The sequence below is a fragment of the Methyloversatilis discipulorum genome (genome assembly GCF_000385375.1).
Classification (GTDB): Bacteria; Pseudomonadota; Gammaproteobacteria; order Burkholderiales; family Rhodocyclaceae; genus Methyloversatilis; species Methyloversatilis discipulorum_A.
The window spans coordinates 2207498-2225563 of sequence record NZ_ARVV01000001.1 but is presented as its reverse complement, the minus strand read 5'-3'; the positions used below and the strand labels follow the sequence as shown (position 1 = coordinate 2225563).

The following is an 18066-nucleotide window of genomic DNA, read 5'->3' as shown; positions in this document are numbered from 1 at the left end:
CTTCGGCCGCGGGTCGGGCGCGATCCCTGTGGGAGCGGCCTTGGCCGCGACAGGGCCATCGCCGTCCGCTGGCTTCGATGCCGGCCGCAGTCGGGGTCAGAGGACCCCTCCCACAAAACCCTGGCTCAGGTGAAGCCGCGCGAGAAAAATTCGGCACAAACGCGAGATAAATGGACCTTGCCGAAATTATTCCCCGCTGAACAGAATCACGCGTGACGAAATGGTCAATCTCTGCGAGGTGGCGGAAGAGTTGCGACGCCATCGATCTCGTCAGCCCTCGCGAGCGCTCGATTGATCAGATCCTTCCTCGGATCGTCGTCGGACATCGTTTCCGCGATCTGGTGAAGCGTCGCGTACATCGTTGGGGCTGCCGCGAACAGCGCGCCGATGTCGGCATGGACGTGACCGCAGATGTATCGGCCTTCGGCGTCGAAGACCACATTGCTCGAAGTCGAACCGTATCCCGAGGGTTTGAAATAGAAGGGAGCGCGGTGCGACCAACGCTTTTCCCATCGCCCAGCCATTCTTCGATCCTGCCAATCCAGTCGCCTGCACCAACGGCCGGCACGACGGACTGAAGATAGCACCTCGGCCTACTCTCGCCGCTTCGCCTGCAGCAGAACGTACCGGTCACGACAGGTCACGTAACCGCGCGACCAGGCGCGGCCGCTCGATGCGCTCCATGACCCGAGCCGGCCGAAGCTGGCCACATGCACGCCGCTGTCGCAGCCGGCATACCACTGGATGGCCTCGGCTTCGCTCAGCTCGGGCGGCGCCTTGAACGCCGGCGGCGTGAGCGCGCAGCCGGCGAGCAGGGCAATCAGGACGGCAAGCGAACAACGGCGCGAGGTATCCATCGCGAGTCTCCATCGGGAACGGGAAGGTTGTCGGGGTCGCGGGCGCCTTTCCACCAGGTGCAGCGCTGACGACTGATCGCGTAAATCACCCCAAGCGTTGGAAATCGCGCCATCGGCACACCACCGGCGCGAACGCAGTAGTCGAGCCACGCCGATTCGCCGGTGCTGACGTAGATGACCGGATCAACCCCAAGAAGGTGATTGACCAATACCGGAAGGCCTAGGGCGTGCGCCCTGAAGCTCCGAATCAGGGCCAATGGAACACGACCGGATGCCCAGGCGCCGGCCAGCCCTATGCACACCGACCCGATCCACACCTCATCAGCCCAGGCGACCTGATCGGGTATCAGGCCGTACTCGCTGAGGCCAGCCGCATCGAGGCGAACGCTGCGGCTCATATGTAGAGCGCCTTGTCGGCAAGCATCAGGTGACCGTTGAACGCGCGCGGATGCGTGTAGGGATTGAGCCAACCCGTCGCGTTTTGGCAGTTCTTGTACTGGTATCCGAAGAAGCGGATGTTGTTGCCGTCCCGGCCTAGCAGTCGCCACCAGGTCTGAACGTGCAGGCCATAGTTGGTCTTCCCGCCGGCGCCCATCGTGTCGGGCTCATACAGCGCTTCCCAAAGTGCGACGCCCGAGCACAGCACAGTGCTGGGCAGCGTGACTGCAGGCGTCCACGTGGTGTCGTTGGTGACCGTGGCACGTCCGTAGGTGATCGTCCCCACGAGTGGCCAACTGATTGCAGGCTGAGCGATGGCCAGCGGCGGCTGCAGCAGCTGCAAGGGACGCCGGGCGATGCTGTCGAAAGTAAGCAGACCATTCGAGTCAAAGACCTGAATTCCCGCGCCCACAGTGCTCTTCGGTTCGTTCGTGAAGACGCCGAAGGCGTGCACCACCGGCTGCACCGTCGACAGAAATGAAACGACCCATTGCGACGACTCTTCGAAGATGCCCGCCACGCCGCAGCCATCTGGATAGGTCGGGAGTTCGAAGAACACGAGCGGCGGGCTGGGAAACTGGCTCTTCGGCAGGAAAGCCCTGTAATTCCCGCGCCCCTGCATCCAGTAGAACGAGTTCGATCGCTCGCCGCACGAGGTGTAGGTCAGGAAATCGGAATACAACGAGGCGGCGAACGTGCCCTTGTAGCCGTAACCGCCGACCCGGTGCGACAGCAGCACCCGGCCCGCAGCGTCCATCGCTTCGAATCCGTAGCTCATATCAGGAACACGTAGGCGAAGTTGCTGGACATCCCCGAGCCCCATTCCGGTTCGGTGGTGGTCACCGTCGGCACGCCGCCCGGGTAGCTGATCGCATAGAACGGCCACGCCACATAAGGCACGGCCATCAGCATGATCTGGCGTCCGGTCAGGTCGGGCCAGGCAAACACGGCGCCGGCCGCGCCGATGTGCTCGATGAAGTCGACGAAGAGCAGCGATGACGCCTCGCTGGTGAGCTGAACCACGTCATCCTCGGAGCGGACTTCGATGCCCCAGCTCATTGGGACAGATCCCCGATCTTCACGCGCACCACGTTGTTGTCGTCGAAGACCTTGATGACATTGTTCCTGACCTCGACACGCGCGCCGCTGGCGCTGCTGCGGATGAGCACATTGCCGTTGGCGTCGACACTGAACTTGCCGGCGATGTCCAGCGTGCCGCCCACGATCTCCGCCGCCTCCATCCGCAGCGCAGCCGTGATGGTGCCGGCAAGGATCTTGTTCGCAGCGATGGTCGGCTGCGCCTTGACGTAAGCGGTGCCCTGCCATTCGTACAGGCTCTGCTGCGTGCTGACGAAGACGATGTCGCCCATGTTGCTGGTCGGCACGTTGGCCACGACCGTCACGCCGCCTACGGCCGTGGTCGTTGCGTTCGCCGGCAGTGACCACGGGCCGGGCTCGCCGCGGGTGTTGATGAGGCGGTACCAGTACCAGCGCTGGGCGTTGCTGGTGCCGACCGGGTCGGCGTAGCGGCGCACGTTGCCGTCGACGATGTCGAGCTGGGCGCCGGCGGCGAAGGTGGCCGACGGCGATCGCCAGATCTCGATGTAGCGGATATCCGGCCGCAGATGCTCGGGCCACTCGACGACGATAGTGGTCTGGAACGCCGCGGCCGTCGGGTCATCCGGCTGGCCAGGCTCTGCGGTGTCGGTGCCGCCCTGCACATCGACGCTCGCGTAGACCCACGGCCCTTGATTTCGGCCCACAGGCGCCACGCGCACGTAACTCATGCCGCGCTGCACCTGCATCGTGTAGCTGGGCGCCGTCGGCTGGCCGACCGGCACCCACGACTCGTTGTCGTAGCTGTGTTCCACCAGGTAGAACTTCGTGCCGACCGCGCCCGGCCACGACAGCGCCAGCGTGGGCAGATCCGGCGCGCCGCCCGGCACAGCGAGGATGTCGCCGCCGATCGAGGGCGTATCAGGGATCGTCGGCAGGTTGAACACCGGCGTTTCCGCCGGCGGGCTGCCGGCGTCGATATCGGCCATCTCGTCGGCCTCGATCACGAACGCCAGCTCGACTGTCTCGGTACGCGGGCGGATCGGCGTGATCAGCCGCGCCTTGATCCACATCCTGTTCGAAGGCCCGAACACCACGTGCGTGCGCTCGCCGTTGGCGCCTACATAGGGCTGCCAGTCGTCGATCGCCTCGGCAAGCACGACGTGCTGCGCGTCGGCACCGGCGGTGACCTGGTAGGGCCCATGCATTTCGCCCCGCCGACCGCGGAAGGCAACGAAATGAGGCGTCGCGTCCAGAAACTCGACTGGACGCTCCAGGGTGAGCACGCCACCGATATCGACGCCACCGTCGTCGTTTGCGCCAGTGAACGCGACCAGGTCACCGCCGCTCTGCCCCCACTTCGGCCGGCGGTGCTGTATCGCGCACAGCGTGCCGGGGCGCGGAATCAGCCCCTCCTTGCCGGTCGACAGCGTGATGACGGCGCGCCGGTACCGGTTCGCGCCTGCCATGTGCATGCACTCGCGCCACACATGCAGACGTTGCACAGCGCCGAACAGTTTCAGGCGCGCGGGCTGCTCGGCGGCCGAGTCGGCCAGCTTGGCCAGCACCCGGTTTTCCGACCAGGTGTTTTCGTCCATGTAATCGCACTCGACGGCGTCCACCGTCTCGCTGCTATGGACGATGTAGCGCACGCGCATCGAGCCGCGCACGATGTTCCGGTCGCTGAACAGCATCGCCGGCATCGTCGACGGCGTGTCGCGCACGAAGAAGAGCTTGGCGTACTGGGTGTAGGGCGCAGCGCGGCCGACACGCGCGGCCAGCGTCAGCGCCTCCCACAACGTGCCCTTCGTGTCGTGCACGGCGTCGTAGCGGTCGCCGCGCGATTCCCACAGCGCGGCCAGCTCGTACAGCGTGCTCAGTTCGATGCGGCTGTCCGGCAGGCGCCCGCCGTACTGTGCGCGTGCCATGTCGGCCAGCGCCCACGCCGGGTTGCGGGTGGCCACCGGCGCCGGCGTCCAGCCGGTTTCTGGGTGCCAGGTGCGCAGGTAGCGCTGACCGATCAGGTTGATACGGCGCGCGCTCTGCTCGCTGATCTGGTTGCCGGCGCGCAGTTGCAGCGCCAGCATCGTCACGTCGCCGTAAGCCTGGTTTCCGGGGTGATAACCGCGTACGCCTGCCCAGTGCAGGTCACTGGTGCCGCGGGTGCTCGTTTCGGGGTCATTTACCCGAGTCAGGCGCACGCGATAGCGGCCCAGTGGAACCTGTTTCGTCCAGCTGAAGCGCTGTGCGGTGTTCGTCGCCTTCGACACGGAATGCGTCGCGAGCTGAAACCACGCCGCCAGCGGGTTGCCGCTGTCGTCGATCTGCTGGGCGTCGACCGTGAACGTGGCCGTACGCGGGTCCATCGTGCCGTCGTCGCGGAACCAGTACAGGCCCTTCGGGCACACCACGTCGTAACCGATGCGGTCGATCACGGTGCCGGGCTCATTGACCGCGAACGGGCCCAGCGTCTCGTCCTTCTCGGCCTTCTGGCCAGCGACCTCGCCTGACGTGCTGACGTTGGCCGGGAACAGCGTCACCGTGCCGCCCGGCGGCACGATCTGCCAGACCACACCGGTGAACGGCGAATCGGACCGGTAGTAGCCGTCGGCGCCCAGGGTGCCGGTGATCACCGTGTCCTCGATCCGCAGCTGCTCGATCGCCACCTGGCCCTGCGACACACAGAAGAGCTGAAACAGATCCTGCTCGTTGTCGCGGAACTCGCCGTAAGGGTCGGCCGCGTAGTCGGGGAAGATCAGGTGGCGGCCGTACAGCACGGGAATCGGCTGGCCGAGCCGCGCGCTGTTGCCTTGCGCCTGCAAGGTGTAGGTCGGGCTGGGCGAGGCCATTGCGCGGCTGGTGGCTGCCGCCGGCTGCTTCGGCGAGGGCAGCAGCAGGTTCAGCAGCGAGTTCACCACCATGCCCTTGACCACGCTCATGGCGAAGGTGCCGATCTGGGCCCAGATCGAGCCGCCGCCGGTGGCCACCGCCAGCACCGCTTGCATGACCAGGTTCAGCGGATTGCTGCCGCCGCCGCCCTGCAGCACGCTGCGGAAGATCACGTGCTCGCCGGCCTCGACGCGGCGCGTCGGCCACTCCGCGCGGCCGTAGTACAAGCCGTCGATCGAGCACACGAAGGGCAAGCCATGCGTGCCGACCTTGTAGCGCCTGACCAGCGTTGCGATCGATGCGGGCTTGCGCAACGCGACCTCGCGCACCGTCACGCTGGGCGCGAGCGCACTGGCGCTGATTGTCATCCGCGCAAACGGCTCGCGGCGAGTCACAGCGCGCTCCGGTGGCGGAAGCACACGACGCGGCCGAAGCCCTGTGCCGGCAGCTCGTGTGCCCGCGAGAAGATCACGCCCATGCCGCGCACGCAGTGCAGCAGGCCGCCGCCATCGACGTCGACCCACACACCGATATGCCACGGGTAACGGATGTGCCACACCTCGACGCCGTCGCCCTCGGCAGGGCGGTCGACCTCGATCCAGTCGCAGCGCTCGGGGTGCGTGCGGAAGGCCTCGATGTACTCGCGCGGCACGTCTTCATCGGCCTGCACCGGCCCGATCTCGCGGCCGAAGTGCTGGCGCTGCACCATGCGGAAGAAGTTCCAGCAGTTGAAGGCGTCCGGCCCCTCGCCCCCTTTTTCCCACGGCAGGCCGATGTACTGCTCCGCCCAGTGTCCCGGCCCCTTCATCGCCGCAGCCCCGGAAAGCGCTGGCGCGTGTAGTCCTCGCGAGGAAACGCCTTGTTGCTGAAGTCGCCGAACCCGACAACGACTTCGATCGTCATGTCGCCGGCACTCACGTCGAACACCTCCATGTTCAGGATCGGCAGTTGCGGCGCACTGGTGTCCAGATCCAGAAACGTGCGGTAGGTCACTTCAGCGACGGTCGGCAGTTGCACAGCCGGGCCCAACTCGTCCTCGATCTCGCCTGTGGCGTTGTCGATCGTGATGCGCATGCGCATCTGGCCGTTCTCATCGACCGCGGGCATTTCCGCGCCGAACGACGTACCAATGAACTCGACGGGCGTCGAGGGATCGAGCGGCGCATCGGCTTCGAGCGTCAGCGTGTGGTTGCGATGGCTCAGCACCAGGCGGATCGGCTGCGTGAAGCCGGGGTGGCGCACCTCCAGCGTGTGCAGTTCCACCGCGTTGGCGCTGGCATAGGCTTCCTGCAGGGCTACGTCGATATCGACCGGCATGTCAGCCCCCGAGCAGCGCATCGAGCGCGGCTTCGGTCATCAGCGGCAGAGTGCGGATCTCCAGCTCGCAATTCACCATGAACACGCCCTTTTCGAGCATGCGCGGGCGCGGTGCGCGAGTGAAGCGCACTTCCTCCACCGTCACGCCCCGCGGCGTGGCCACCGGCATTTCGAACCAGTCGGCGCCGTCGTTGATCTTGTAGCGGTACCAGGCATTGAAGATGTCGCATTCAAGCTGGCTGAACTCCATCGTGCAGCGCACCGGCACCGCCGCGCCGGGGTCGCGCGGCACCTGGCGCGCCGCGCCTACTTCCATGTCGGTGCGCGTGAAGCTGGTGACCGGCTCCAGGTCATAGCCGTCGCGCACACGGATGCGCCCGCGAAGCAGTGTCGGGAACGATTCCATCAGCAGCCCCTCAACTCAGCCCGGCGGCGCGGTTGCCGCCAAGCGTGTCCTGTATCGCGCGCGACATCGGGCCGTTTTCCGCCATGTCTTCGGTGAAGACCTGCACCACCATCTGGCGGCCGTCGAAGCGTGCCTGCGAGCCGGTCGCACGCTGCGGCGTGCCCTGATTGATCAGCTCGACCTTCACGCCCATCGCCGCGCCGCCATTCTTGGCGTGGCGCGGGTCATCCTCGGTCAGCACCTCTTCGCCGCGCTTCAGGATGGCGGCCACCTCGTTGCCTGCGATGCCGCCGTTGTGGAAGCGCGGGGCGCCGATCCACACGCGCGGATCGACCATGCGGCCACGCGACATGCCAGCGCCAACAACGCCGCCCTGGTGGAAGAAGGAACCGAAGAAGCTGCCGATGGCGTCGAAGAAGCCACCGCCTCCACCACCGCCGCCCGAGCTGAAGATGCTGCCGAGCGACGACAGCAGGCCGTCGAACAAGCTGCCGAAGCCGCCGGTGATCTCGCCGAACAGCTGGCCCAGCGTGTCCATCCAGCCGCCGAACAGGTCGCGCAGCTGCGTGCCGATATTGCCCAGCACGTCGCCGATGCCCGGCGTGCCCTTCAGGTCGCCAGGCAGGATGCCTTGCGCGCCCGCGGCAGCAGCGCCCGCGCCATCAGCGTTGCGCACCCACAGCGCCCGCTCGCGCGAACTGCCATCGACGCCCAGCGCCCGCGAAATGACGCGGCCCAGCGTGTTCTGCTGACCGTTCGCATCCTTGCCGAGTGACTGATTGATCGCGTTCAGCGTGTCTTCTGCCGCGATCTCGGCCAGCGATCGGCGGATCGAACGGCCCACGTTCAGGAACGCTTCGCGGATCACGTCCGCGGCCTTCGTGCCCTTCTCGCCGATGCTCTCGAAGATGTCGGCCAGGCCTTCCTGGAACGCGGCGTCAATGCTGTCCGCGGTTCGGCGGAACCGCTGCTCGATGAAGGTCAGCGTGCTGTCCAGCTTGTCGGCTTCCACGCGCAACGCCGCGGCGGCGCGGGCGGCGTTCTCGGCGAAGATGCCGCCCGCCTCGGCGATACGGTCGTACTGCTCGGCCTGCGCGCGCAGCCCTTCGGCCGTGCGGCGGTTGGCCTCGGCCAGGTAGTCCTGCGCCTGGCGCTCGGTGATCTCGCGCCGCTCGACGGCGAGGCGGATGCGGTCCTGCACCTCGCGATAGCCCTCGGCCACACGGGTGCGGGTGCGCTCCATCTCGGCCAGGCGTTCGGTCGTTTCGAACAGCCGCAACTGCCGCTCGATGTCGTCGCGATCGCGCTGCGCCTTGATCTGCTGGGCCTGCGCCTGCTCGATCGTGCGCTGCGCGTCGGTGCGGCGGTCGGCAATGGTCTGCGCCTGAACGTCGGTCTTCGGCGTGATCGCGTCCAGCTTCCGCAGCAGCTCGCGCTGCGCGTCGATCTGCGTCTGCTGCCGCGCCGTCTCGGCCGAGAGTGCCGCATCGGCGATCTGCCGCCGGCGGTCGAGGTAGGTCTGCAGGTCGGTCAGGCGCACGCCATAGCTTTCCTGCAGCGCACGCTCCTCGCGGCGCGCGGCATCCAGTGCCAGTTCGACTTCGGTGTCGAACACACGGCGTGCGCTCGGTATCGGCTGCGCCACGCCCTTGCGCGAGGCCGTATCACGCGCCTCGGCCAGCTTCCGCACCAGATCTTTCTCAAGCTTGTCGTATTCGGCGGTGCCCTGAAGCAGCGCGTACTTACTGCGGAAGTCGGCCAGCGCCTTCTCGGCCTTGGCGATCTGTGAAAGGTTCTTGGTGATCTCGTCACCGATATCGGCTTCAAGACGGCGACGACGCTCAGCCTGCTCGCGCTGCTCATCCATCGCTTTGCGCTGGCCGGCATTCATCCAGCCGCCATCGTCGCCGCTACCCCTGAGCCATTCCAGTTCCGCCTTGTCGCGCTCGATCTGGCTGCGAATTGCCGAAACCGTGCCACCCTTTGGGTCGTAGCCGTTTCGCACCTGCCGTTGCAGCAGTTCCTCGTTCTTCCTGATCGAGGCCTCCAGCGCCTCGGTTTCCTTCTCGAAGCCGCGCAGGACATAGCCGGCGTACGCGGCGTAGCCCTTCGCCAACGTCGAGAAGAATCCGTCACCGCTTCGCTTCGCGCGCTCGAACGCCTCGGATACCTCGGAAAGCGCCTCGGACAGGGTGTTCAGGGCGCCCTTCAACACCTGCCCCACACCCGAGTCCGCCACGGCCTGGACGAAACGCTCCCACGCGCTCGCAAGCCGATTCATGGCCTGCTGCGCGCCGTCAGCGGCGGTCACCGCGGTATCGCCGAGCTGTGTGCGCAGCGCCGCCGCAAACTTCGGCAGAAAGTCGCTCGCGATGACCTCACCGCGTTCCAGCATCTTGGAAAGCTGACCCTCGGTGACGCCCATCGCCTGCGCCGCAAGGCGGAAGGCCCCCGGCAGCTGATCGCCCAACTGGCCGCGCAGTTCTTCCGCCTGCACGGTGCCCTTCGACATCATCTGCGCCAGCGCGCGCAGCGCACCTTCCTGCCGCTCGGCAGAAAGGCCCAGCACGGAACTGGCCTGCGCGATCGACTCGAAAACCTCGCGGGCGCGGGTGCCTTCAAGCGAAGTGCCGCGCGATGCAGCCATGAACTGCACGTAACTGCGCGACAACGATGTCAGCTCAAGGCCAAGGTTCGACGCTGTCTCGCGTACGTAGTCGAGGTCGGCCCCGGCGTCCCGACCCAGCGCGAACTGAATACCGGCCCGGAAGTTGTCCAGCCGGCCCTGCGCTTCGAGCAGTGCGCGGCCCACGTCGATCACGGCGTCCGCGATCTGCTTGAGCGTGAAGACCCCAACACCCAGCCCGACAAGGCCGGTCGCCATCGACCGCAGTCCGCCGCCTGCAGCGCCGCTTGCCGCGTCGCCCACACCGGTAATGCTGTTCTTCAGGTCGTTCAGTTCAGCCTTGGCCTTGGCGGCTTGCGCACCGATGCCAGATGCCAAGCCCCCGCCGCCACTACCTTGGCCAACGCTGGCCATCGCCGTCTTCACCTCGGCAATGCTGGTCTTCAGCTCGCCGAGTGCGCGCTGCATGCCGCCCAGGTCGCCGCCGGTGGCGGTGCTGGGCGTGCCCTGCGTGACGGCCGCGATGGCGCCGCGAACTTCCCCGAGCGCCTTCATTGCCTGGTCGTACTTGACCTGCAATTCCAGCGAGAGGGTGTTCTTTACGTCGGCCACCAGGTCACTCCAGGGGTTGGTCGTTGGCGATCGCTTCGAGCTGGTCGGCTGTCCGCATCAGCTCCCTGCCGTCACCGATCACGTTGCGTGCAGCCTGTGCGGTGAGCAGCAGGTGCTGGCGGGCGCGATGCGCCTCGGCGCGGCGAATTGCGCCCAGGTACAGCTCGATCTCCGCCAGCGTGTAGTTCGCTATGTCGGCGCGGCGGTGGCCGTGCTCGATGAGCTGCTGGAAGGTGTCGGCCCAGCCACGCGCGCTGCGCCGATCCGGGTGATCGACGCCAGCAGCATCGGCGCCAGGCGCTGGACGAAAAAATTCATGTTCACCGCCAGCACCTCGGCCGCGACCTGAATCAGCTCAGCCGGGTCCAACTCGCCGACCCACTCTTCCGGCTCACCGGTCGCCAGCGACACGGCGAGGATTACGTCCGACGCGTGCCAGACAATCAGATCCTGCAGGTTCAAGTCCTTGAGGCTGATCTGCGTCAGATCGGCCTTGCCGTCGATCACCGGCGCGAAGGCCTGCGCCAGCGGCAGTACCGCCTGCGCGAACCGGCTCAGCACCTTCACGCGGATCGGGCGCACGGTGATGGTTTTGCCGCCCACGTTGAGCGGTTCGTCGACCGCCTGGACGAGCACGTCCAGGTCGGTCGGTGCGGGGTGTGCAGCCTGTTCGCTCATGATCAGGCCGCCAGACGGATGCGACCGAACTGACCGAGCACGCCGTCGACCGGCTTCGTCGAGTCGACCAGCGCGGCGCCGCCCAGGCGGTAGCTCGCCAGGCCACGGCCCTTGATCGGGAACGACTGAGCCGGATCGAAGACCACGCGATAGATGTCGACGGTCACCGGCTTGTTGTTGTCCGCCAGGTTGATACCTTCGATGCGCACCCAGCGCTCCGGCTGCGGTGCGTTGAAGATCGCGATGTCCTTCGTGCCGCCGTGTGCGTAGCTGCACTTGAACGGCTCGATGTATGCGCCGCCGGTCGTCTTGTCCAGCACGATGATGCTGCCCTGCTTGGTCCAGGAATACTGGCCGGACGGCAGCGTCTTCGGCGTGGTCGGCGTGCTGTCGACCACCGCGAAACTGCCCGTGATATTGCTTTTGCTCAGGATGTACGAACGGCCCGCCGTGATCGTGTTCGGCAGCGGCTCATCCGTCACGGTGCCTGCAGCGACGGTCGAGTTCGTGCCGTGCACGACCAGGCCCGCGGTTTTCTCGTCCAGCTCGCGCATCTCTGCGTTGAGGTTGGTCTTCTTCTCCGTCGAGATCTTCGCGACGGTCAGGCTGTTGCCGGTATCGGCCTCGACGTACTCTTCGCTGGACAGCGACAGATCGAGCGTCACCGTCTCGGTGTAGCCGACGTAGAAGCCGTCGATCGGGTCACCGCCCACGGTGCGTTCGTAGACGGACATCTTGCCCTGGATGGCGATCTGGGACATGGCAGTACTCCTTGGTTAAACCTGGTCGCCGGGCGATCAGGCTTTTTCGGTAGCCGGCGCCTGGCCGACAACGCCATTCGCACGCAGCCAGTCGGCCACGCGCTTCGGCACGGTGAGGGTTTCGCCCTTCTTGTGCGGCACACCCTGGTGCTCGTGGTCCGCATCGAGCACGACATCGACGGTCTGCTCGGGCTTGGCCTCGGGTGCGGCTTGGTTCTTCGCGCTCATGCTTCTCTCCTGTTGAAGGCGCTTCACTGACCCTGAACCGCGGTGAAGCTCGCGGTGATCAACTCGATCTCCACGCGGTGGCACAGCACACCGCAGAACATCACGTGGTCCATCGTCTTGAGCGACGGGCCGTTCAGCCCCTCGCCGAAAGTGGCGACGCCGGGCAGCGCCAGCGCCTCATAGCTGCGGAAGGCCTGGATGACCGTGTCGGCGAGCGTGGCGAACACGCCCTCGCTGTCGCGCGCGTCATCGACCGCTCGGTAACCGACGACGGCCCAGGTGTCGCGGCGTTCGTCGGGTGCGGCCGGCTCCATGCCTCGCCAGCTCACGTACCAGCCCTGCAGGCGATCGCCCTCGGCGAAGGCGCTCACGTACAGCGCCTTCAGCTTCGCGTTGTCGTTGATGAAGCGCTCGCGGTCATGCACCAGGCCGATGCCGGCAATGCCGGACACCTTGGCGACGACGGCCGCGCGCACGGCAGCGACGCTCATGGCCGGCCTCCGAAAGCCTTCTGAAGACCTTCACGCACCGCGTAATTCAGAACACCGGCAATCTCGCCGCGCCGTCGCGCGAACGTGCGATGGAACATCCCCACACCCAGCGTGCCGCGCTTCGCGATCGTCCACTTGATCGCGTAGGCAGCGCTCTTTGCCTCGCGACCGCGCAACCCTAATTTCTGCTTTACCCACAAGAGAATCGGCTCAATTGGCGGGATGTGTGGTCGCGTACCCAACTCAACCGGTATTGCGTAGCTCAACGAGGTGCCCACGATGCCCGTCACACCCAGACCAGGTCGCACCTGCGTTGCGTGCAAGATGCTGTCCTTCAGCGTTGATTGGTTCGTGGGCGTCAGTTCCTTCACGTCGGCGCTGACATCCATCATCAGACCGCCTACGCGACCGCCCACACTGTCGTCGAACACCTTGGGCGCGCGATCCCACTGCGCCGCCAGGCGCTCCAGATCGGTCGCGTCGACATAGATGCGTAGCGCGCTCACCGCCGCAACCTCCGCGGCACCAGACGCTCGGTGGCCGGCACGCCGGACACCACCACACCGGCCGGCGGCAGCACGCCGGCAGCGGCCGGCACGGCGTCGCTGTACTGCTTGCGCAGCGACTTGGCGCGGTAGCTCCATTCGCGTGCCGGGTGCGACTGGTCGGACGCATCGCCGGCCATGCTCACCGGCGTGTCGTTGGCGTGGCGAGTGGCTTCCTGGTCGGCCAGCAACGAGGCAGCCAGCATGGCCACCGCGTGGCGATGCTCAAGCGGCACGGTATCGACCGCGTCGGTCACTTCGTGCGCGCCGGTAAAGGTCAGCCGCACGTTGTGGCCGGCCGTGATGGCATCCACCAGGCCGATCGCTTCGCCGGTCGGCGTGCCGTAGGTGCCGTACTGGTCCGCCGCGAGCGTGAGGCGCGGAAAGCTGCCCACCGGGTACTCGACATCGAGCAGGCGCGACGCCAGCGCCACCCACCCCGTGGGCAGCGGCAGCGTATGGCCGCCCGTGGCCGTCACATCTTCGACGCGCGACCGGGGGCGATCCTTGCTGTAAGTGGCCAGCGCAGACGCAAACGCCCTGTCGCGCGCCGCGTCGTCAAACGAGGCGCCCGGCAGGGCATCGGCAATCAGGGCATGGAAGTCGGTACGCATGCCCGCATCGTCGCGCGCGCGCGACTATCGGTACATGCTGAACGCGGACGGCGGGGAATGAAAAAGCCCCCTAGGCGGCTGGGTGGTGAGCAGATAAGTATTACTGTCGCGACAAATTCCAAAAGTTCGGGCGTCCGAGCAGTACGTCCGCTGCACCGCCAGCGGCACCAAAACGAACATCGACGCGAAATTGCAATGCGGTGATGGTCGCCCCAGCCGGCAAGGCGGCGGCGAGCGTGCGCTGTATGCCACCTACAAAACCGGCCCCGTAGGCCGCATCGGCTGCACTATTACGCAGAGCCTGGTTGTAGTTGATCGAACCACCGTCAACCTGCGCCTGGATAAAAAGATTGGCCGCGGTGAGGTTGGTGTGTGACGAAATCCGGATGTCGCCCAGCGCCTGAAGAACTTCTCCCGGCGATACGCCCTGAGTGATGTTCCCGGTATTCCGAAACGTCCAACGATCATTCGCCGCAGCGCCGCTGATCTGCAAACGCTGATCGCTGCCGATTCCGTCAGCGCGCGCAACCAGTGAGCACGCGCACGCGCCCGTCCCTGCGACGGCGTGATCAACTTCAAAGCCTGCTGCGACGTTGCCTGTCGGCGCGGTTCCGCCGCCAGTCGCGGTTTTCCCGCCCGACGTTCCAGACAGGATCGGCGACGGCAGCAGTTGGTTGGATGCGTTGTTCGTCGGATACGCATCGCCAGCAAACGAAACCATCCGCGCACGGCCCGGATACAGCCCTGCGAGTCGCGCCGCGATGGCCGCGCCGACCTTGACCGCGCCCGCGTTGTTCCAGTGCACGGCGCCGTCGAGCAGGCCAGCCGCGGCGACGAACTGCGTACTGGACGGATCGATGATCGCATCGACGGCCCGCTCGACCACGATCAGGTTGCGGCGCACGGATTGTTGCGCTGCCGCCCACCGATTAACCTGCAGTGCGTAACTCACCTTGTCAGCGTCGATGAAACTGCGCGGCGTGATCGGGATGTAAATGAGGGGCTTGTCGGAGAGCGCATCGAAGACCTGCCCCAGTCCAGCAATCGTTTGCTCGCCAGTGCGCAGGTCGCCCCAGATGTCGTTCGTCCCGAGGCTCAGAAAACGCAGGTCGCAATCGACGGCGCGAATCTCTGCCATCCTGGTCAGCACGTCATCGGTCGAATCCCCGATAACGGCCTGATCCGCCCCCGGCACCCAGTCCCACGCCTGCCCCAGCACCATGTTTGCGTGGTTTAGGGCGCCGTAGCCGACCAGTGAATTCTCTGTTGCGGTCGTCAGGAACGTCCGGTCAAGTTGGGAGTCGCCCCCCACCATTGCAACCGGCGGTGCCGCTGATGCATAAGCGCCTATGCCCGCACCGGCCGCCCCCACCATCGCAGCGGCCTGCCGCGCCCCCATCCGCGGACTGAGCCGACCAAATACATCCAGCCCGCTCACGGCTTCACCTCATAGCCGCCGGCGGTGACCTTCGATGCTGCGCTCGCGCCCATTGCCTGCAGCTTCACGCCCTGGAAGTCGGTGATGTTCAGGCCGAGGTGCGCCCAGTTGCCCGCGGCCAGCGTGCTGAGAACGGTGCGGGCGGGGGCAAAGACCAGGTCGCCTTCGACCATCAGGCTCGCCGGGGTGATGTCGCGCCACGGGGCGGCTTCGGATACGCGGGCGAGCACGCGGAAGTCGGTGAAGGCGGCGCTGCCGGTGTTCTCGATGTCCAGGTGCAGCACGTCGAGCTGGGCGACATCGAAGGTGGCGATGTCCTGCAGCGACGCGGACAGCGCCTGATTTACGGACGGGAATTGGGTCTTGAGTTGCACGGCGTGCCTCCGGTGAGGTGCCGGGGCCCCGCGGGGTGCGGCCGATGCCGCACCCCGAGCGTGCCACGGTCACGAGAATTGTTCGAAGGCCGTTGCGGGAGGGCTCCCCATGCACCCGGCAGCGCGGCACGGCCTACACCGCGCCGCCAGGGCATGGATCACTGCGCCTGGTCGTATGCCTTACGCCACCACGTGCTTGCGCATGCCGCGGAAGTCGAGCACGGTGCCGCCGTAGATGTGGCGGATCTTGTAGGTCAGCTTGTCGTTGCTGAACATCGAGCCGACGTTGGGCATGTCCTGCACGAACAGGTCGGGCGTCTCCTGGCCGTCGAGGAAGCCGATTTCGATGGTCGGGCACTTCATCGGGTCGGCGACCATCGCCCAGTCGTTCGCGTCGGTCCAGTAGTTGATCGGCAGGACGAACGGGTTCAGCGTCTGGACGTAGGTCTTGTCGTTGTTGGTGCCGCGCACGAACAGGTTGAAGGCCGCTTCCTGCAGCTCGAACGGTACGAGCAGCGTGGCCGGCCCGCAGTTGATCTTCTTGCCGCTGCCGGCGCGGGTCTGATTCACCATCGCGAGGCGCGCGGCCGCGGCACTGGTGGCGTCCAGCGCGGTGGTGCCCAGGTTGTTGTGGGACGCGTGGAACAGCGCCACGCCGTCGTAGACGGTCGGGTTCGTGCGGATGAAGTCGAACACGAACTCGTACAGCGTCTGCAGCGCGGCGGCGCTCAGCTCCTGCGGGATGCGACGCAGCGCGCCGACATCGTCGTTGCGGATCGCCTCCAGCGTCACGTCTTCGGTGCCGCCGCGCTTGGTGACGGCGTAGCTCGCCTTCTCATCGCTGGGCGTGGTCAGCGCCGCATAGCCCGCAGCCTGATTCACGGCCGGCAGGTTGCCGTAACCGCCGATGCGCGTGATCTCATTGCTGCGGAAGTCGAAACGCGGCACCACGTCGCACACGCGGCGCCAGCCCTGCAGGTCGGTGTCGCCCTCGTAGGCACGCACGAGGCTGCGGCGCATCGAATCGCCCAGCACGTTCGCGAAGGTGGTGGTGCTCACCGATTCAACGAAGCGGCTGCCAGCCGCCTCACGCAGGCGCGACATGTCGCAATCTTCCACATCGCCGGTCACACGGCGATCGCCGGTGATCTCGATGTAGCACTCCTTGAACGACTGCACGCTGCGGTGATTCTTGTGGCTGCGGTCGAAGAAGGCGTCGAGCATGTCGGCGATGAGCACGCTGCGGTCGCCCACTTCCACCGAGTTGAACGGGATGATGGGCTTGCCGGATTCGGTGAAGCGGCCGAGATACTGGGTTTCGGCTTCGATCGCGGTGGTCACGTCGGCCTCGACGAAGCGCTCGCGCGCTGCGAAGTCGGCGATGAGCTTGTCCTTCGCCGGCTGCGGCAGCTTGCTGGCGCCGATGGTGGCGCGGGCGGTGGCGCGGGCCTCGATCATGCGCACCTGCTCGGCCAGCTGCTCGGGCGTGACGCCCGACGCGGTCGGCGCGGGCTTCGTGGCTTCGGTGTAGCGGGCCAGCACGACATCTTCCGGCGTGTCGTCGGTAATGTCCGCGGCGAGGTCCGGGCGCTTGGCGCGGATGGCTTCGATCATGCGGGTACGCATAGTGTCGTGCTCCTGTGATTGCTTTGCTTCGACCATGCGGATCAGTTCGCCGCCGGCGCCCGGCTCGACGATCAGATCCACGGAATTGATTGCCTTGAACTTCGTGGCTTCGCGAAAACGCTTGCCGCCGCGCGTGACCTTCTTCGCGTCGCAGTAGGCGTCGATGCTGAAACCGAAGAGGCCGGAAAGGCCGCGGGAGTGCGCCTCGCGGAATCGCACGGCGATGGCGCCTTCAGGCTCGATGAGCCGCACGATGGCCTGTATCTCGCCGGCCTCGGGCGAGGCGCCCTCGACGAAGCGCGGCGCAGTGAGGCCACCGATGAGCTTGTTCACATCCTTGCCGCTGCCCTTGATGTGCTCGTCGTCGCTCTTCACGAACACGCGGGCACCTTCGAACATCGGCGCGGCCTCGCGCAGCACCGCGGCCGGGTAGACGTTGCCGTTGGCGGACTCGCCGGCGCGGATGACGCGGATCAGCCACTCACCCTTGTCGGCGGCGGCCTCGATCACGCGGCCGACATCGACCGACTCGACCACGCGCACCGGCACGTGCTGCTGCACCACTTCTTCCGGGGCGCCGAGCTGCACGGTGTTGTCGTCGTTGATGGCGTAGGGGTAGGCCTTGAGCCGCCCGCCCTCGTCACATACCACGACGCGGTCGGCGTACCAGGCGACGATGTCCGCCCAGTCGCGGCCGTTGGCCTTGGCCACCGCAGCGCGCACCAGGTCGAAACGGGCGCGCAGCTCGCCGGCCGCCGCTTCAACCAGGCGCAGACCGCGCAGGCCCTCGGGCGGGATGGTCTTCACTTCGCCGATTCCTTCAGCGCGCCCTCGAACTTCTGGCCGTCTTCGGTCACGACGACAACGCGGCCGTCTTCATAGACCTTGTGCGACAGCACTTCCTCGGCCTTCACCGCCACCATCTTGTCCGGCTGCGGCTTGCCGTCTTCGTCCGGCGGCTGCGGCACCGCGCGCTTCACCAGCGCGGCGGCCTGCTTCGCAGTCAGTTCGGGCTTGGCTGCCTCAGCGGCCGGCGGGGTGGACTTCGGGTCCGATGCACTCATGGGTGGCACTCCATCGCGGTTTGAAAAGCGAACGGGTGCCAGTGTG

19 protein-coding genes are annotated in these 18066 nt (G+C 66.4%); all 19 read right to left on the bottom strand.

Annotation, left to right across the window (positions count from 1 at the left end):
* Positions 1-224: 224 nt before the first annotated feature.
* The gene (locus tag METRZ18153_RS0110650) at positions 225-524 is read right to left on the bottom strand and encodes a hypothetical protein (protein ID WP_020164727.1); all 300 of its coding nucleotides are present in this window, start codon (positions 522-524) and stop codon (positions 225-227) included.
* Positions 525-593: 69 nt separating this feature from the next.
* Positions 594-857, bottom strand: a complete 264-nt coding sequence (locus METRZ18153_RS0110645; RefSeq protein WP_020164726.1) for a hypothetical protein — start codon at positions 855-857, stop codon at positions 594-596.
* Positions 858-1251: 394 nt separating this feature from the next.
* Positions 1252-2073, bottom strand: coding sequence for a hypothetical protein (locus tag METRZ18153_RS0110640; protein ID WP_020164725.1), 822 nt, complete (start codon positions 2071-2073; stop codon positions 1252-1254).
* Positions 2070-2354, bottom strand: a complete 285-nt coding sequence (locus tag METRZ18153_RS0110635; protein WP_020164724.1) for a hypothetical protein — start codon at positions 2352-2354, stop codon at positions 2070-2072. Before METRZ18153_RS0110635 ends, METRZ18153_RS0110640 begins: the two co-directional genes overlap by 4 nt.
* On the bottom strand, positions 2351-5608 hold the full coding sequence (locus tag METRZ18153_RS20410; RefSeq protein ID WP_020164723.1) for a host specificity factor TipJ family phage tail protein: 3258 nt from the start codon (positions 5606-5608) through the stop codon (positions 2351-2353). The genes METRZ18153_RS0110635 and METRZ18153_RS20410 overlap by 4 nt, the downstream gene beginning before the upstream one ends.
* Before the next feature lie 23 nt (positions 5609-5631).
* Positions 5632-6048: an NlpC/P60 family protein gene (locus tag METRZ18153_RS20175; protein WP_020164722.1), complete on the bottom strand. Its 417-nt coding sequence runs from the start codon at positions 6046-6048 to the stop codon at positions 5632-5634.
* Complete coding sequence (locus METRZ18153_RS0110620) at positions 6045-6557, bottom strand: DUF1833 family protein (RefSeq protein WP_020164721.1); 513 nt, start codon at positions 6555-6557, stop codon at positions 6045-6047. Before METRZ18153_RS0110620 ends, METRZ18153_RS20175 begins: the two co-directional genes overlap by 4 nt.
* Before the next feature lies 1 nt (position 6558).
* Positions 6559-6963: a hypothetical protein gene (locus METRZ18153_RS0110615; protein WP_020164720.1), complete on the bottom strand. Its 405-nt coding sequence runs from the start codon at positions 6961-6963 to the stop codon at positions 6559-6561.
* A gap of 10 nt (positions 6964-6973) precedes the next feature.
* Entirely contained in the window at positions 6974-10201 is a 3228-nt protein-coding gene (locus METRZ18153_RS0110610) for a tape measure protein (protein WP_020164719.1), read from the bottom strand.
* A 189-nt stretch (positions 10202-10390) separates the two neighbouring features.
* Positions 10391-10879 carry a DUF6631 family protein gene (locus METRZ18153_RS20405; RefSeq protein WP_020164718.1) on the bottom strand — a complete coding sequence of 163 codons (489 nt, stop codon included), beginning with the start codon at positions 10877-10879 and terminating at the stop codon, positions 10391-10393.
* 2 nt (positions 10880-10881) lie between these two features.
* A complete protein-coding gene (locus METRZ18153_RS0110600; RefSeq protein ID WP_020164717.1) occupies positions 10882-11640 on the bottom strand; it encodes a phage tail tube protein in 759 nt (252 codons plus the stop codon).
* Between the two features lie 36 nt (positions 11641-11676).
* Positions 11677-11868: a DUF7210 family protein gene (locus METRZ18153_RS20165; protein WP_020164716.1), complete on the bottom strand. Its 192-nt coding sequence runs from the start codon at positions 11866-11868 to the stop codon at positions 11677-11679.
* A gap of 23 nt (positions 11869-11891) precedes the next feature.
* Positions 11892-12359 carry a hypothetical protein gene (locus METRZ18153_RS0110590; protein ID WP_020164715.1) on the bottom strand — a complete coding sequence of 156 codons (468 nt, stop codon included), beginning with the start codon at positions 12357-12359 and terminating at the stop codon, positions 11892-11894.
* On the bottom strand, positions 12356-12865 hold the full coding sequence (locus tag METRZ18153_RS20400) for an HK97 gp10 family phage protein (RefSeq protein WP_020164714.1): 510 nt from the start codon (positions 12863-12865) through the stop codon (positions 12356-12358). The genes METRZ18153_RS0110590 and METRZ18153_RS20400 overlap by 4 nt, the downstream gene beginning before the upstream one ends.
* Complete coding sequence (locus METRZ18153_RS0110580; protein WP_020164713.1) at positions 12862-13518, bottom strand: hypothetical protein; 657 nt, start codon at positions 13516-13518, stop codon at positions 12862-12864. Before METRZ18153_RS0110580 ends, METRZ18153_RS20400 begins: the two co-directional genes overlap by 4 nt.
* Before the next feature lie 100 nt (positions 13519-13618).
* The gene (locus METRZ18153_RS0110575; RefSeq protein WP_198291213.1) at positions 13619-14956 is read right to left on the bottom strand and encodes an SGNH/GDSL hydrolase family protein; all 1338 of its coding nucleotides are present in this window, start codon (positions 14954-14956) and stop codon (positions 13619-13621) included.
* The gene (locus tag METRZ18153_RS0110570; RefSeq protein WP_020164711.1) at positions 14953-15330 is read right to left on the bottom strand and encodes a hypothetical protein; all 378 of its coding nucleotides are present in this window, start codon (positions 15328-15330) and stop codon (positions 14953-14955) included. Before METRZ18153_RS0110570 ends, METRZ18153_RS0110575 begins: the two co-directional genes overlap by 4 nt.
* 180 nt (positions 15331-15510) lie before the next feature.
* Entirely contained in the window at positions 15511-17763 is a 2253-nt protein-coding gene (locus METRZ18153_RS0110565) for a phage major capsid protein (RefSeq protein ID WP_020164710.1), read from the bottom strand.
* On the bottom strand, positions 17760-18020 hold the full coding sequence (locus METRZ18153_RS0110560) for a hypothetical protein (protein WP_020164709.1): 261 nt from the start codon (positions 18018-18020) through the stop codon (positions 17760-17762). Before METRZ18153_RS0110560 ends, METRZ18153_RS0110565 begins: the two co-directional genes overlap by 4 nt.
* Positions 18021-18066 lie beyond the last annotated feature (46 nt).

Excerpts from the sequence above, each read along its gene's own strand:
- METRZ18153_RS0110650 (WP_020164727.1), bottom strand. The coding sequence starts at position 524 with ATGGCTGGGCGATGGGAAAAGCGTTGGTCGCACCGCGCTCCCTTCTAT.
- METRZ18153_RS0110645 (WP_020164726.1), bottom strand. The coding sequence starts at position 857 with ATGGATACCTCGCGCCGTTGTTCGCTTGCCGTCCTGATTGCCCTGCTC.
- METRZ18153_RS0110640 (WP_020164725.1), bottom strand. The coding sequence starts at position 2,073 with ATGAGCTACGGATTCGAAGCGATGGACGCTGCGGGCCGGGTGCTGCTG.
- METRZ18153_RS0110635 (WP_020164724.1), bottom strand. The coding sequence starts at position 2,354 with ATGAGCTGGGGCATCGAAGTCCGCTCCGAGGATGACGTGGTTCAGCTC.
- METRZ18153_RS20410 (WP_020164723.1), bottom strand. The coding sequence starts at position 5,608 with ATGACAATCAGCGCCAGTGCGCTCGCGCCCAGCGTGACGGTGCGCGAG.
- METRZ18153_RS20175 (WP_020164722.1), bottom strand. The coding sequence starts at position 6,048 with ATGAAGGGGCCGGGACACTGGGCGGAGCAGTACATCGGCCTGCCGTGG.
- METRZ18153_RS0110620 (WP_020164721.1), bottom strand. The coding sequence starts at position 6,557 with ATGCCGGTCGATATCGACGTAGCCCTGCAGGAAGCCTATGCCAGCGCC.
- METRZ18153_RS0110615 (WP_020164720.1), bottom strand. The coding sequence starts at position 6,963 with ATGGAATCGTTCCCGACACTGCTTCGCGGGCGCATCCGTGTGCGCGAC.
- METRZ18153_RS20405 (WP_020164718.1), bottom strand. The coding sequence starts at position 10,879 with ATGAGCGAACAGGCTGCACACCCCGCACCGACCGACCTGGACGTGCTC.
- METRZ18153_RS0110600 (WP_020164717.1), bottom strand. The coding sequence starts at position 11,640 with ATGTCCCAGATCGCCATCCAGGGCAAGATGTCCGTCTACGAACGCACC.
- METRZ18153_RS20165 (WP_020164716.1), bottom strand. The coding sequence starts at position 11,868 with ATGAGCGCGAAGAACCAAGCCGCACCCGAGGCCAAGCCCGAGCAGACC.
- METRZ18153_RS0110590 (WP_020164715.1), bottom strand. The coding sequence starts at position 12,359 with ATGAGCGTCGCTGCCGTGCGCGCGGCCGTCGTCGCCAAGGTGTCCGGC.
- METRZ18153_RS0110580 (WP_020164713.1), bottom strand. The coding sequence starts at position 13,518 with ATGCGTACCGACTTCCATGCCCTGATTGCCGATGCCCTGCCGGGCGCC.
- METRZ18153_RS0110560 (WP_020164709.1), bottom strand. The coding sequence starts at position 18,020 with ATGAGTGCATCGGACCCGAAGTCCACCCCGCCGGCCGCTGAGGCAGCC.